Below are 15,262 nucleotides of genomic sequence, written 5' to 3'. Positions count from 1 at the left end.
TTCAGGACGAACGGCAAATGGAAGGGCCCGGGCAGTAAGATCGCCCAGGCCCAGTCTCGCTTAGTCAGCACTGTAGTCGGCGCCGTACCACTTCTTGGTCAAGGTGCCGAGCGTGCCGTCGGCCTTCATCGCCTTGATGATTTCGCCTATCTTGGCGGTCCATTCGGCGTCGCCCTTTTCGGCAATCACGACGAGCGGCTCGCGGAACGCGTACTCGCCTTCAATGACGCGCAGTGGGTAGCCGTTCTTGATGGCGTTCTTCGCCGTCTGCTCCGGCGCTACCACGGCGTCGATACGTACGCCAGGTCCAAGGCGCAGGTCATCGAAGGGCAGCATGGAATCGGCGAACGTGCGGATCTCGCCAGCAGTGACCTTGTACTCGATCGGCGGCAAGCCGGGGGCATCGATCTGCAACTGGTGACGCATGAAGTCTTCGGAAGTGGTGGCGGTCTCGACACCGATCACCTTGCCATTGAGGTCAGACACGGTCTTGACCGGACTGTCCTTGTGGACAACGTAGACATAGGGGCTGTAGTAGTAGATGCCGGCAAAGTCGATGACCTGGGCGCGTGCCTTGGTCGGGGTAACGGAGCCAACGCCGACGTCATACCTCCCCTGCCAATGTCCACCGGTAAGCGTCGCCCAATCAGGCGTCTCAAAACTGACCTCGACGCCAAGGCGCTTGGCAATTTCGTGCGACACGTCGATGTCGAAGCCAACCATCTGATTGTTATCATCAAGATAGCTTTGCGGGGGCCAGCCGCTGTTAGTGGCAACGACCATGGCCTTCTTCGACATAACGCGGTCGAGCGTCGCACCGGCATGAGCAACGGAAGCAATGGCGAGCGCGACCGCGCCGATCGCCATGCTCTTCAACGATTTTTTCATATTTCCTCCAAGACGTCAGCCCTCGTTCCGTTTATGTAAGATGTCTGACAACACCACTAGATGGCATCGGTTATGGGGTGTCAAGACCTCCCCTTCCCCGAGTTGATGAATCTTGAGCACTACCCCATGTCGCTTACGAATGGGAATGCACACCCCGATGTTGGTCACCGGGGCCATATATCCGGTCATCGGACAACCGCCGCCTTCTGCAGATTACCTCGACGGCTAATGTCGATATGCGGCCGTAGTCCGCCTGGCCCAGGCCTCATCGTAATGCATTCGATCGGATGTTGCTCGCCGGCGACAATTAACGGGTTCCTCGACAATTCGAGCAACCGTAAGATTGTAGCGAGGTAGGACCTTGTAGCTCAAAAGCGCAAAACACCCTCGAGAGAAGGTCCACATGTGCCGGCGTCTGACGCGGATTTTTTGCATGACCTTGAGTGTCTTCCATATTTCGGACAAACACTTCTTGCAGCAAAAGGCGTAACCTGAGCCAATCGGCGCTCGGGGATGTTGTCCTCCGAGAGTGTGTCCGTGTACGGTGACGCGGTCGGTGTGCTTGGCGCCTTTCAGGGGGCCAGCCGTTTATGACGATGCCCGGCAAATCGTCGATATGAGGTGGGCCTATTGGAGAAGGTCTGAGCCGGTTCTGCTGCAGGTTGGCGCGTACGCTTGACCCTCACGTGGGGTTTTGTTGAGCCATAGAACTGCGCCGCATTTTTTGAGAACCCGCCGGCTAACTGCGCAGGCTTGATAACGAGGCAGTGATCACCACCCGAAATACGGCTACCACCCAAGAAACGCGGCCTTCGTTTGCGCTTGACCGGCGAACAGATGCGATGCCGTCATTTCATCGCGGCGACGATAAAACGAACCCGATTACAGTCTCGTTCTTATCGACATCCTCAGCAACCTGAACCTCGCCGTCCTCAGGCGCTGCTTCTCGGCCAGGTCCTCGGAGACTGTCGCGACGCCAGCGCCACATTGTGCCGTCACAAGGCATCGACTGTCTCCGGAAGCCAAGTTCGCCGCGCGACAGTGGAGCCAGAAAGCAACGTCTATCGGAGCCGTGCTAGAGTTCGCGGTCTTCATGCGGCAATAGCAGCGTAGCCTGCCTGGGCGTTACTTACCGCCACCCTTTCCCCCGTTCCCGTTACCACCGCCATTGCCGCCGTTACCATTGCCACCACCGTTGCCATTTCCACCGCCACTGCCCTTGCCACCACCATTCCCATTTCCGCCGCCATTCCCATTTCCGCCGCCGTTGCCGTTTCCACCGCCATTGCCCTTGCCACCACCATTGCCATTTCCATTGCCGTTTCCGCCGCCATTGCCGTTGCCGTTTCCACCGCCGTTTCCTTTTCCACCGCCGTTGCCGTTTCCGCCGCCATCTCCATTCCCGTTGGAGTTGCCACCCTTGCCAGAATTGCCCTTGCCCTTGCTGTCATCGGCAGTGTTTGCACTGGTGTCGTCAGCGCCCTTTTTCGATTTGCCCTTGTCGTCAGGCGCGGCATCCGGTTGGCCGGACAGCTTCGTGGCCCCGATAGCTGGGACAACCGCAACGGATGGCGCGACGGACGTTATGGATGGCTTCGATACCGCTCCTGCGACGTCCATACCGGCTTTCCTGTCCACAGTCGCGCTCTGTCGGGGTCCAACATTGGCTTGTTGGCCGCTTGCGAAAGACGTGACCTGTACAAGCCCGCGGTCGACGGCGACCGATGCCTTGCTCTTGCCAACCGTGACATGGAAGATCGTACCCTTCACGACGGCAGCCAGGTATGGCGTCTGAACTGTTGTATGCGGCTGGCTCCGCTTTTCAATCTCAAGATCGAGCGCGCCGACCTGCTGGAAGATCTCGGTTTTACGAGGTGACAGGAAGCCGCCCGGCTTGGTCGTGATCGCAGCCATTGTGTTCGGCTGGAACCCGATACTCTCGACCCCACGCACGAGCTGAGCACGCCCGCGGGGGCCTGTGGAGATCCAAGCTTTATTCGGCACCACATCACCAGCACGCAGGTCGGTCCACTGTTTCTGGTCAATGGTATACCGAACCTGGCTCGTGGCCTTGGCAACCTGCCAGTCATCCCCGGACGCATGGGCGCCAAACGGTGCCAGAAGAAAGACGAAGAGTAGCATTCGAGCGAAGAAAGACATGGAGACCCCCCAGATATTGAGGGTACCTAATCACGACCGAACTTAAGAATGGTTTTAAATCGCCATGTCATTTGGAGGAATGTTGACCCTTGGTACGATACCAGACAGAGCATAGGCGAGAGCCGCGGTCAGCCGAAACATCGACGACAGCCCAGGCGCTCACCCAGTCCTCGATGACGGAAAAGCTGCAAACTCTAAGGCTGCCCGACAAAGATTTCGGCATCATGGCCAAATAAAGCCCACGAAGGCGCAGACGCTGTCCATATCACGATGTTTGAGCCCAAATTATCCCGATCATCGAGCGCCCCGACGCGGATGACCCGGTAATCTGGCTCTCCAACGGCTTCGCAAAACATGGGCGTCCCGCAGTTTGGACAGAAACTACGCCGGATCACGTTTCCACTGTCGCTTCTGCTCTCGTAGGTGGCAAGATCACCTTCGACCGCAATACCAACCGCTTCGACGATGATGTTGACGGACGCATTACCGCACGCGAGATACTGGCAATCCCGGCACCAGCATGATCGACGCGCCAGAACCTGTCCGCTCGACTTGAACCTCACTGTTCCGCAGAGGCAGCGCCCACTTATGTCGTTTTGCTCCATGGCGATCTCACGACGCGCTTCTGTTAAAAACGCCGCCTCACTAGGAGGCTGACGGTGGGGACACAGTAACCTCCGCGGCCGCGTCATTCAAACGTCCTCAATCCGGTTGACACGACTTATGAGCGGCCTATCGGCCTTTAGTCTTGGATCGCTCGCAGGCCTGGGGCCTGCACGGCAGCTTCAATTGACCGGGTCCTCTTTGCCGCCCCTCGCACTGTTGGTAACATAGCGCCGCGGAGGCAACCGTGGAACGTCGTTTAGCAGCAGTGTTGGCAGTGGACGTGGTCGGCTACAGCAGAAAGATTAGCGAGGCCGAGACGGCAACGCTGACCTCCCTGCGGGAGTGCCGCGAGAAGCTGAGGAGCGGCCTGGATGCCATATCCGGTCGCATCATCAATACCGCAGGCGACAGCGTGCTGGCAGAAGTGCCGAGCACGGTGGAGGCCGTGCTTTGCGCCCATCAGTTTCAGGAATGGGTCCGCGATAGAAACGCCGGACGGTCGCTCGCGGAGCAGATCGAGTTTAGAGCCGGCGTTCACCAGGGCGAACTCGTCGAAGAAAATGGCGACGTCTTTGGGGACAGCATCAATATCGCCGTGAGACTGGAGGGCATCGCTGCTCCAAGCGGAGTCGCGATATCTGACAGGGTCCACGAAGACGTCGCCGGCAAGTTCGACCTTGACTGGACAGATGGGGGCGAAATTCAGCTCAAGAACATATTGAAGCCGGTTCGTACATGGTTCCACGGCGGCATTCCCAGGCGAGCGAATGATCCATCACAGGCGTCGCGACCATCCGTGGCTGTTCTTCCCTTCCTCTGCAGCACAGAGGACGAGACGATGTGCGACGGAATTACAGAAGACGTTATTGTCGGCCTGGCTCGATTCACGTCGCTATTTGTCAGTAGTCGGTCTTCTTCATTCACCTTCCGCGACAGCAAGGAAAGCAGCTCTGCGATCGCTCGAAAGCTCGGGGTCTCTTTCCTGGTCGAAGGAAGCCTTCGGAAGTCGTCGGACAGGATCAGAATTTCGGTCCGACTTGTGGAGGCAGCGTCCGACTCCACGATCTGGGCCGAGCGCTATGATCGCGCGATAGTCGACCTCTTCGAGCTCCAGGACGAAATTGTCAGCACGCTCGTTGGTACGCTGGCTGGCAGGATCGAGAGCTCCCGAACCGAGATGTCGCTGCGTAAGCCGCCAACCAGCCTCCTGGCATATGACGTTCATCTACAGGGACTTGCCCGTTTTCGCGCATACGACGCTTCGTCCAATGCGGACGCGGTGGTGCTATTTCGCACTGCTATCTCGCTCGATCCACACTATGCCCATCCGCACTCATTTCTCGCACTCGCATTGCTGGCCCTCGAAGGCTACGGAGGCGCCAGCCCTGAGACGCGAAGCGTCGCGATCGAGCTAGCGCGCAAGGCTCTGGAGATTAGCCCGCAGGACGCCACCTGCCAGCGCATCCTTGGTCACGTCCTCCTGTACGACCGCCAATACGATCTCGCCGAATACCACTCCATGCGCGCCGTTCAGTTGAACCCGAACGACTCCGACTGCCTCATGTCGCTGGGCTACCTGCTGGTGCAGAGGGGGAGCGCGGAGAAGGCGCTAGCTTTTATGGAGCAGGCGGTTCGTCTGAACCCATTTCATCCTCCTTGGTACCATGCCCAGATCGCCGGTGCGTACTACACGCTCGGTCGATATGAGCGCTGCCTGTCGGAGACCCGGAAGATGCCTCACCAGGGAGGATGGTCATTCCGCGCCGCGGCGTCCTTGGGCAAGCTTGGCCGAAGTGCTGAAGCTGCTGTCGAGGCGGCAAAGGTTCGTGCCGCGAACAAGGATTTTTCCGTATCCGGCTTCATGCGCTCGACCATTCTCTTGGAGCGAGAAGAAGACCGCGAGGACCTGCGGCAGGGCCTTCTTCTCGCGGGGCTGCCGGAGTAGCCGCTGTCTTGACCTTGGGCGCCCAACTGCGGGCTCGGGAGAAGAATGCCGGGGGAAACCAAGCTTAAGCGCTTCGCCAATAGCTGCAGCCGCTGACGGCCAACGGGCGCACATCCGGGTTCGGACACGATTCTCCGATGGCTCGAGAGCCACCTGCCGCCGAACCGGTCCATCTTCCTGGTCCAGCTCCGGCAAAGACGAACGTGTCTTCAATGCCTCCAGCTGGTCGGGCAGACGGACCGTCCAGTCCTCCGTAATGGCTTCCTCTTCGTTTGACAGGGTTCTCGCTGACTTCGATCCACAGCGCGACATGGTCGCCGGTGAGCCTCTCTCGGGAGCACGGCCTGTCACCAGTCGTGCCTCCAGCTCGCCCACATAACGTCGGACCCGTGTCGAATGTGACGGCACGCGCCTGCCAGCGAATCGGTCGATCGCACGCGCATATACCCCTTGCGATCACGCCTCGATCACGAGAACGGCTGCGTTGTCCTGCACGTCGCGCAGGCCTTTGTAAGAGGCATGCCGAAGCTTGCCGTCATCGGTCCAAGCACGGTATTCGATCTCGGCTATCAGGGTTGGCCGCGCCCAGGCGACATTCTTTCGTGGTCCATCGTAAAAGAGCGGCGGCTTCTTCATGGCCAGCTTGTCGAGCATCTCGCGCAGTTCCGCGGCGTCCTTGGATTTGAATCCCGTACCGACCGAACCGACGTACTGAAGGCCGTTGCCCTTGTGCGCGGCCAGCAGAAGGCTTCCGACGCCGCCACGGGCGACGGCCGACTTCTCGTAGCCAACGATGAAGAAGCTCTCGGACTGGATGCACTTCACCTTGATCCAGTCGCCCGTCCGTCCTGAGCGATACGGACTATCCGGGTGTTTGAAAATCACGCCTTCCAGCCCGTGTTCGCATGCCGCGTTAAAGATCGAGACGGCGTCGCCCTCGATCTGCTCGGAAAACCGGATCGCCCCTTCCCGGCCGTCGAGCAGCTCCTCCAACAGATGCCGCCTGCTCGACAGTTCCATCTTCTGGAGGTCATGCCCGTCGAGGTAGAGCAGGTCGAAGGCGTAGAAGACGGAATTGCCCGAGGGCAGCTTGCCACCCCTGCCGCCCAGCGAACGCTGCAATGCGGCGAAGTCAGATCGTCCCTGTTCGTCCAGGACAACGGCTTCGCCGTCGAGGATAGCACTCGCGACGCCGAGATCGCGTGCCGCGTCGGCGATGCCGGGGAAGCGCTCCGTCCAGTCATGGCCTCCCCTTGTGAGGAAGCGGACGCCGCCGGGTTCAATGTGGAGTGCGCCTCGATAGCCGTCGAACTTGACCTCCGCGATGAAGCGCGGGTCGCCAGGAGGCCTGGGCTTCAGGAGCGCCAGAGCCGGTTCGACGCGCAACGGCATCGGGTCCAGAAGCAGGCTCGGCTGCGTTGGGTCACGTCGCTTGTGAGCCGAGCTCTTCAGCGGCTTGTCGTCGGCTAGGAGAGGCTGCGGTCGCTTGCTCATTCGGACCTACACCAGAAGGCGGTTACGCATGATTTGCCCAGTGCGGCGGCCAATGCTACACTCAAACAGTGTCGTCCGTTCCCGGATGGACCACTCTCCAACTGCCCCGCTCAGTCGGGGCCTTCTTTTTGGGTCAGCGGCCTTGCGCATCTTATCCATGTCGCTGGCAAGCACCTGCATTCCAGCCGCAGGCGCGGCACGCTCGCAGGCGCCCCGGGCCGTTTCTGCATACAGCTCCAGCGTATCAAGTGAGGTCGCGGGGGCACCGTGGAATACCGGATCGATCCTTCCGGCTTGCGGCCACCCGCCACAAAGAAGGAGCGCGGTGAGGTCGCGGACGCGACACGCCTGCCGATACCTCCCTGCGTCTATCTGGACATGAAGCGGACGGACTGGGGCTTTCAGATCCGGTTTGGTCATACGCAGTACCCTTCGGTGATACAAAAGAGTCACATGGGACGTGACTGGTCTAAGTCGAGTCGGATCCCCGCAAATCGTCAGCAAGCGCCAAACTCTGGCGGCCCAGCTTGGATTTGCTCTAAGGCACGAGCAGATTGATCTCCTTATTCTCAAGAGGCTGTTCCAGAAGGTATCTCCAAACGACATCGCGTCTATCGTCGAGGCGGGGCCGACTGGTGCGTCGGCGCGCAGGTTCTGGTTCTTCTACGAGTGGCTCATACAAGAGCGCGTCCCGTTCCCGACGCGGAGCAGGGCAACTACGTGAAGGCCCTGGATCCGAGGAAATACTTCACTTCGCAGCCCGTCAACTCGCCCCGGCACCGGGTTCGCGACAATCTTCTCGGAAATCCGTGCTTCTGTCCGGTGCTGCGCCGAAGCGACTTCCTGTCGAATACGGTCGACCATTGCTGGAGCGATACCGCGAATGAGCTCGTCGGCACGATCGACCGGCAGGTCGTCGCGCGGGCGGCAGCTTCCTTCTGCTGGCAGACAGTCAGGCATCGTATCAGATCGAGGGCGAGCGCCCGCCGCGCAACCGTCTGGAACTCTGGGTGCGCGCGGTCCGCAGGCGGGTCGCAGGCGCCTGTCCATCAACGAACTGGTACGACTTAAGCACATCGTCATTGAGGAGGACCGATTCATAAAACATGGCCTTCGTGATGCCAGCGGGTTCATCGGATGCCGTGACTGGAACAACGATCCGAGCCGGAACACGTGAGCGCCCGTCACGAGGACGTCGCCGACCTTCTTCAGGAGATAATCGAATGCGGGGAGCGGACGGCGAGGAGCGACGTCGACGCTGTTCTACAGGCTTCGGTCTTGGCGTTCCCGTTCGTCTTCATTCATCCCTTCGAAGACGGAAACGGAAGGCTTCATCGGTACATGATCCATCACGGTCTTGCAGAACGCGGCTATGCACCAAGGGGCATGATATACGCCGTTTCGTCGGTACTCCTAAAACGCCAGGCAGAGTACGGGGAGGAATTTAGGGCCTTCACGGGGCCGCTGCTGCCGTTCATCGAGTGGGCGCCCACGGAACAGCGGAACGGTCGCGTACTCAACGAGACCGCCGATCTGTACAGGTTCGGAGACTACACCGAGATCACGGAGTTCCCTGTACGAGTGCGTCGTGAGGACTATCGAGCACGACCTGCCGAGGGAGATCCAATAGCATGCTTCGACGAGGCAAAGGGGCGGATACAGAGCTTCAGGGAAATGCCGGACGAGATGATCTCCTCGCTGATCAACTTCATCTATCAGAACAAGGGCATCCTGTTGAAGAAGCGCCGTCGGCGCGAATTCGAGAAGATGACCGACATGGAAGTCGAGGCGGCGGAAGCGGTGGTGAGGGACGTGTTCGACATGGATGTACCAGGAGACGGACCGGAAGACTCGGACGATCACGATCCCCCGGCGATGCGGGGCAGGCGATGACGGACCGGCTGCTCCGCTCTAAAAAGAGAGGGAAGCGTCCTGCTGCATCTTCAGCGGCGTCCCTACCCTCCTGAAACGCCGTCCGCAGCTCGATCCAAACCGGATTTGGGAACGCCAACTTACCTGCCTACGGCCGCCATCCAAAGAACGCCCGCGCTTGATCCGACATCGTGTTCCGTATCGATTCGATCTCTTCGATAACGGCCGCGACCTCCTGCAGGAACGGCAGATTTGTCGACATCTGGTTCGGGTCTTCCTGCGCCTTAAACAGGTCTTCGTCCGCGTCGATGATGTCCTGATCGAGGAACTGAATACCTCCGCCGCCTGCTCGCGCCGCGTCAGGCCGTGGCCGTAGTCTTCGACGAAGTTGTGGCCTTGAGTCATCTGCCGCAGCTCTAGAAGCCCTTCGGCTGGCTGGTCAACAGGGCTGCACAGAAAACATCGCAAGGCCGTGGTGGCCATGCGTCGGCGCGGCATCATCAAGTAGAAATACAGGATGCAGATCACATAAAAGTTCCAACTGGGCGACGTGGCCGAGACCCGTCGCGGTAAACTTGGCAAGATCGTCCTTGTGTCGGCCTGCGAGAGCGGTGACGGTGGAGCCGGCCGTAAAAGACTTACAAGGTGGTCAACAAGGGCGGCAGCCACGTTTGGACGCCGGAATTCGGCATCGAGCGAGTGATCGAGTGGTGAGCGACGGCGGCAAGGCCGGGTGACCGACCACAGCTCGCCGAATACCAGCATGCGGTCTGCCTATATCGGGATCCAAAGTGGCGGCGCTTGCGTCCGCGCCACCTGCGGCTTCACCCGCTATGCGGGATCTGCCTGGAAGCCGAAATGGTCGAGCCATCCGCGGTCGTCCAGCACAGGCAGCGCCATGACGGCCTCGATGCCGTTTTCTTCGATGAAAGCCAGCTTCATTCACTGTGCTGGGATTGTCGAAATGCCATCAGCTACCCCTAAGAAGGGCGGTCGGCGGGATTGAATGTGAAGTGCCGAACGCTATCTGAAGACTTAGCTCTTCGGACAGTGATTGTTTGCCGTTTTCTCGGTCATTTTCGGAAAGCTCCGCTGTCGGGAGCATAAAATGCCAAACGCAAAAACTGTTGCAGACATGAGTGTCGAAGAGCGAGAAGCAATACTCAGCGCTCTATCAGAGCGACTTAGCTTCTCTGCTTCCATTGCAAATCACGACGGTGACCCTGATTCGCAGGTCTTGCGCGCGCTCAGCGAGAGGCTACGTCGGGATGGCGCAGAGATCGCTAATGACACTTGCGATGCGGCGTCTACGGTGGTCCTAGAGGCTATCGAACTTCTAGCGAAATTTGAGATCGGCCGTCCACCCGACTCATCTACTGTCCACTAATATCCCGCCCATCCACGTTCCTATACCGACCTCCAACCGCAGTTGTTCGCCGGCTAGATAGAGCGAGCCATATATAAGGCGGGCCTCACATCACCGCTTTTCACGTCGGTCAAGCAGATCATTTACTTGCGCCTCCTCTTCGCTGGTAAGTGGTCCGGCGGCAAGCCAGCTTAGAAGCAGTCCTATTCGCTGGAGCGATTCGCGCGGTGTCTTCCCAGATCTCAAATCTGCGGTGATCTGGTCTCTCAGCATGCGGTCTATTCTGTTCATTCTGCCCTCCCAATGCAGATGAAGCCCGCAAAGACGCTTTGCTTTGCGGGCCTCATAAAGCTCAGATGCAGTCGGGAACGGTCCCCAGAAACCAAACTACCGCCGGGCAACATCACGTGGTCACAATTCCGAGGAATTAGCGAATGAATTCGACTGATAGACCCACCGGCTAAGGGCCTCGATGATCCATTTGACACGGGAGCAGCTTGAGTTGCTGGATATGCTCGCAGATACGAGAAAACGGTAACGCGTTCCCAACGTTTCCACAAATCTCGTCGCGCTCGAAAAGCTCGGCCTGATTGGACATGACTCCAAGCCGACAGAGGATGGATGGCAAGTTCTGGAAATCAGTTGCAACGGTCGAGTGGTAGTCACTGATTCTGCCGCCTGCCTTTCTCCATCCTGTGTGATATATTGCTCCTCGATAAGGATTGGAGGGGCAGCAATGGGGGCGGCATTGGATCTCACGGTCGTCGACCAATGTATCATGGCGATCACCAAGCGCTTGGCAACGCTGAAAGATGAACGGGAAGGCTTTGTCAGTGTGAGTGATATCCTAGAGGCCGATCGGGAAATCGATCGGTATGAACGGTGGAGATCTATTCACCAACGATTACGCGACTTGCTCGCCGAAGATTTGTGAGCAAACGCCGCCAATTTTCGCGTAAAAACCCCACCGCCCCATCATCGCCAAAAGCGCACGGTTGCAGACGATCTCAGAACAGCTCCGCACCTTACGGGAACATCTCGGCACCCCCGCCGCCCCATCATCGATTAGGATCAGCTCGTGTTTCGAGACCGATGGCGGTCATGTTCTCGCCGGTAAGCATCGCCGGCAGGGGTGAGTTTGCAGCGAGGTTTGAAGCTTCGATCCTCGACTTGAATCCATCCGTTGAACATGGCGATGTTCACCGATTTCCTGCCGACGCCGTGAGGAATGTGCGTAAAGCCTCGGGTATCGAGACCGCGCAGGAGAGACATCATTCGGGATGATACAAGAGGTTGCATAGAGGTCGAACCTTGGCCGCCCAGGATGGTTCCCTTTTTTGTTGAACACAGAAGGAGCCCGCTATGGGGTACAAAGCAGGCTCCAAAAAGCTCAGAAGGTCGGCCTCCAGGAACGGGCCGCACCGGGCGATTAGTACTAGCTCACACATAGGGAACAATGGCGAGTGAATTAAATTGATCTCAATTTGCTAATTAAAAAAATATTCCAAACCAGCCTGTGGTAAGACAACGAATTGAATAAATTTTCGGATTGGAGCTGCTGTGATGAAATCACTTTTCCCTGGCCTGTCGTCGAGGCAGATTGTCATCTTCATGATCGAAACTAGCGTTGTGAGTTCCGGACTGTTCGCCGTGCTCGCGCTGACGGTTCAGCTGCTCTACAGCTAACGCAAAAGGCCCGCGTCCTGTCACGGCAGCGGGCCCTGAGCTGGATGGGTCTATCCAGGTGGTGGGGCGGCTCCAAGTCACCCCGCCGGGAACCAACTGCTTACAGCGGTACGGCTTTTGTAAGGCTCCGATCGCCTTTGCGACCGGCCATCAGCGGCGTCTCCCGTAACCGGTAGGCGCCGCTTTTTTTGGCCACGACCAAAAATCAAAGAACGATCCATGGAAGACACCGCAACGGGCAGGCGCCTCGATCGCCGCAGAGGACCGCGCGACGAGCGATCAGCTGAAGGTTCGGCTGGACGACGAATTAGCAGGCCGATGTGTGCACCCGCGCTGCGCGAAGAAGGAAGCTTGCCGGCGACGGCGCGGAGCTTCATATGCCGGACCGTAACGGGGACAAGTGGTCTCACCTTGGAAGACCAAATGTGAAAGTGGAACTTAGAAGCCAAAGAAATGATACGACAACAAGAGCTTACGGGAATCGATGGTGGGTGCGGGAGGGGCCCGTGACCATGTCCGTTCCCTGATGCTCTGTCCTCGGAATACGGGTTGGGATCGTCTGGCTTGCGCCCCGCCAGTTGGAATGAAACGTTGGCACACCAGTGCCGTTGGACTACGGTTTCCGCTCGTGCAGGAGGATGGCGAGCAATGTGCAATTTGTATCGCATGGAAGATCGGGATTGGGTTTCGAAATGGGCTGCAGATGCTGAGAGCCTGATAAACCTCATGCCGGCCTACCAAATGAACCCGGATCAGCTCGGACCGATTATCCGCAACACCAGCGACGGAAGGAAGCAGCTTGTCCACGCGAGGTGGGGCCTGCCCTCACCCGTCTTCGTCCAGAAGAAGGCTGCTGAGACGCGCGCTGCAAAGCTTGCTGCCAAAGGCAAGTCCGTAGACATGAACGAACTGCTACGGATGGAGCTGGATCGCGGCGTCACCAACGTCCGCAAGCTCAACTTGCCGCATTGGCGGCGATGGTTCGGAGCCGAGCACCGCTGCCTCGTTCCTGTAACGACCTTTGCGGAACCCGACCCTATCAGCCAGGAGCCTGGAGGCAAGACGCCGAATGCCTGGTTCGGCCGCGCCGATAGAACCGATCTTATGTTCTTCGCAGGCATTCATGTGCCGCAGTGGCAAAGCGTTCGCAAGGTAAAGGACGGGCTGACGACGGATGATCTCTATGGTTTTTTAACAACCGATGCCAATCACGTGGTCGCTCCAGTCCATGAAAAAGCGATGCCGGTCTTGCTGCTGACTAAGGACGAGACCGACGTCTGGATGCGCGCACCCTGGGACGAAGCCCAGCACCTGGCACGTCCCGCGCCGAACGACGCGATCCGCATCGTGGCAAGGGAGCCATACGGCTCGACGATCGTCGATGTGGCCGGCGAAATGCTGACGGAGCCGGATCTCTTCGGCTAGAGCGCGCGAGCGACGTTCATGAGGATCAGTGACCGATGGGCTGTTGATCCTGCTGACGCGGCTCGAAGCAAACTCTGATCAGTCCCGACAGGAAAAGCGGGCAGCAATCTTCGGAAGTGTTGAAAAGCCCTCGCGGCCGGTGAAGCGCAAGCCGAACCCTGAACGCGGTCTGATCCTCCAAGGTTTTGTGGGTAAACGGGTAATGAATTTCTCCGCGGCGCTTATCGAAGAACCATCAGGCAAACGGTCGATGCGATGTCCCGCAACCGACGAAAGAAACAATTGGTTTCTGGCTCGTGCCGTAATTTATTCTCGCTCCGTGAGGCGGAAGACATCATCTTGATCAACGCGTTTCCGGAGCGGTGAGCAGATTCTAAGAGAGCACAGCGATGAAAAAGCCCACGCGAGGGCGGCGCGCGGGCTCTGATGATCTCTGCAATGGGTCGAGGGAGAAGAGATTGAACGCGTTCGGTGGGTTACCGACAACGTTCGCCGTCCTAACTTTAATGTCGGCAGCAGGTTCGACCGGCTCGCCAAAAAAAATTCGGCTGCGATCCGCGTTGACAAAACGGGCTTTCATATTTTAGCAATTTGCTCGTTGTGGACCTGAGAGACCCACAACACGAAATGATGGTGTGCATGAGAAGGCTTCGGCCATTAGGGCAATGGTGGTTCCGAGGCCTTCTTCTAACACATACCGACGTGCAAACCCGCGCCGAGTGACGGACGTAACAACAACCGGGGGTCACGCGGTGTGCGGGACCACGTCGGTTAGGCACGGCGGCCATGACCTTATGCTCTAGCATGGCGCTTCCGGACACGGAACCAGACGGGAGAAATCCGTCATCCCTCACGGCCATTCCCGCGGGCGACTGAGGTCTTATCTCCAGCAGTACGCCGATGGCACGGAGACGCGGAGGCTTCGCCCCGTTACGGGAAGCCGTCCATCGCGAGCGGCACGGGAGGTGCTCGGTGAAAACTAGCAATTGGCCGCTCACCACACCGACAGCCGTTACATCATCGTCCGGGGCCGCCTTTGGCGGAGGTCGACACCCGATCTGACTGAAGGTGAACGCAAGCGTCTCGTGGCGGAGCTTTTGTCTGCACGCAGGGAAGTAAGAGAAGCCTAAAGGCAATCGATGCTGCAAAGGTCTCGCTCGGGGAGCGAGGGGCGGTCTGGTGGTCGGATGTAGCCCCGGCCCTGAACAGGCGTCGGCAAAGACGACGCCCTATGCCGTCTGGCACCTCGAACAACCCTCGGAACGGTTCAGCGTTCTCCCTCCCACGCGCAATCGGGGCCTGATTGCGGCTTGACTATTGGCGAAGCCGCATGTCGGCGGCCGAGCGCCTCACGGTGCGAGTGAACGAATGCAGCTTTGAACCGAGCACTCAACAGGCGTCAGTGGACGGCATAGGACGACGTAGCATTCACACGGGTTGCTGCAATCCCGACGACGTCTGAGATGAGGGTGGCGGCCAGCATTTCGAGGGATCGGCAACCGTTCGCGTAAAGCTTGATGGCCGCGTCGCAAAGGAACGAGGACGCATTATCGTCCCAGCCGACACCATAGTGCTGATACCAGGCGCTGACGGCCTTTGAGATCAGGACGTGATCTTCCGGAACATTGGACATGGGTGCCTCGTCGATACGGGTGAAGCGGTTGTCAGCAAACGCAGGAAGTTTTTGCTGGTTCCACCTATTCAGTGCAGGCTTGCGTGACAAAGCGCAAGCGCTCGTCGAACGGGGTCTGGCGCTTGCTGGTCAAAACGGCGATACGGTTATGCCGAGCAGGCGCCGAATGGCCGGCGCGGCTATTTCA

Annotated in this window: 12 protein-coding genes; 7 read left to right on the top strand and 5 right to left on the bottom strand. The window is 58.7% G+C overall.

What is annotated here, in order from left to right:
* Positions 1-60: 60 nt before the first annotated feature.
* The 3 genes from ACEN84_RS04200 to ACEN84_RS04190 all read right to left on the bottom strand — a co-directional run bounded on the left by ACEN84_RS04200 (position 61) and on the right by ACEN84_RS04190 (position 3,653).
* Complete coding sequence (locus tag ACEN84_RS04200) at positions 61-888, bottom strand: transporter substrate-binding domain-containing protein (RefSeq protein WP_112720127.1); 828 nt, start codon at positions 886-888, stop codon at positions 61-63.
* Positions 889-2,013: 1,125 nt separating this feature from the next.
* Entirely contained in the window at positions 2,014-3,048 is a 1,035-nt protein-coding gene (locus ACEN84_RS04195) for a hypothetical protein (RefSeq protein ID WP_413708715.1), read from the bottom strand.
* Positions 3,049-3,242: 194 nt separating this feature from the next.
* A complete protein-coding gene (locus ACEN84_RS04190; RefSeq protein WP_203431301.1) occupies positions 3,243-3,653 on the bottom strand; it encodes a GFA family protein in 411 nt (136 codons plus the stop codon).
* Between the two features lie 245 nt (positions 3,654-3,898).
* Between ACEN84_RS04190 and ACEN84_RS04185 the strand changes: the two genes are divergently transcribed.
* A complete protein-coding gene (locus ACEN84_RS04185) occupies positions 3,899-5,599 on the top strand; it encodes an adenylate/guanylate cyclase domain-containing protein (RefSeq protein ID WP_413708714.1) in 1,701 nt (566 codons plus the stop codon).
* 456 nt (positions 5,600-6,055) lie between these two features.
* Here the strand turns inward: ACEN84_RS04185 and ligD are convergent, their stop codons facing one another.
* Positions 6,056-7,093 (bottom strand): non-homologous end-joining DNA ligase, encoded by a 1,038-nt coding sequence (ligD, locus tag ACEN84_RS04180; protein WP_413708713.1) that lies wholly within the window; start codon positions 7,091-7,093, stop codon positions 6,056-6,058.
* A gap of 1,173 nt (positions 7,094-8,266) precedes the next feature.
* Here ligD and ACEN84_RS04175 point away from each other — a divergent pair.
* From ACEN84_RS04175 to ACEN84_RS04150, 6 genes are all read left to right on the top strand, one after another.
* Entirely contained in the window at positions 8,267-8,986 is a 720-nt protein-coding gene (locus ACEN84_RS04175) for a Fic family protein (protein WP_413708712.1), read from the top strand.
* A 157-nt stretch (positions 8,987-9,143) separates the two neighbouring features.
* A complete protein-coding gene (locus ACEN84_RS04170; protein ID WP_413709045.1) occupies positions 9,144-9,341 on the top strand; it encodes a hypothetical protein in 198 nt (65 codons plus the stop codon).
* A gap of 1,726 nt (positions 9,342-11,067) precedes the next feature.
* Complete coding sequence (locus ACEN84_RS04165; protein WP_130279666.1) at positions 11,068-11,265, top strand: hypothetical protein; 198 nt, start codon at positions 11,068-11,070, stop codon at positions 11,263-11,265.
* Positions 11,266-11,894: 629 nt separating this feature from the next.
* The gene (locus ACEN84_RS04160) at positions 11,895-12,017 is read left to right on the top strand and encodes a hypothetical protein (protein WP_413708711.1); all 123 of its coding nucleotides are present in this window, start codon (positions 11,895-11,897) and stop codon (positions 12,015-12,017) included.
* 648 nt (positions 12,018-12,665) lie between these two features.
* Positions 12,666-13,442, top strand: a complete 777-nt coding sequence (locus ACEN84_RS04155; RefSeq protein WP_413709041.1) for an SOS response-associated peptidase — start codon at positions 12,666-12,668, stop codon at positions 13,440-13,442.
* Between the two features lie 28 nt (positions 13,443-13,470).
* Positions 13,471-13,785: a hypothetical protein gene (locus tag ACEN84_RS04150; RefSeq protein ID WP_413708710.1), complete on the top strand. Its 315-nt coding sequence runs from the start codon at positions 13,471-13,473 to the stop codon at positions 13,783-13,785.
* Positions 13,786-14,841: 1,056 nt separating this feature from the next.
* Here ACEN84_RS04150 and ACEN84_RS04145 read toward each other — a convergent pair.
* Complete coding sequence (locus ACEN84_RS04145; RefSeq protein ID WP_413708709.1) at positions 14,842-15,075, bottom strand: hypothetical protein; 234 nt, start codon at positions 15,073-15,075, stop codon at positions 14,842-14,844.
* Between the last annotated feature and the right edge of the window lie 187 nt (positions 15,076-15,262).

Origin of the sequence: Rhizobium sp. Rhizsp82 (assembly GCF_047325115.1) — a bacterium.
In the GTDB taxonomy this organism is placed as follows: Bacteria; Pseudomonadota; Alphaproteobacteria; order Rhizobiales; family Rhizobiaceae; genus Rhizobium.
The sequence above is the reverse complement of the archived record's forward strand: the minus strand, read 5'-3'. Positions and strand labels throughout refer to the sequence as shown.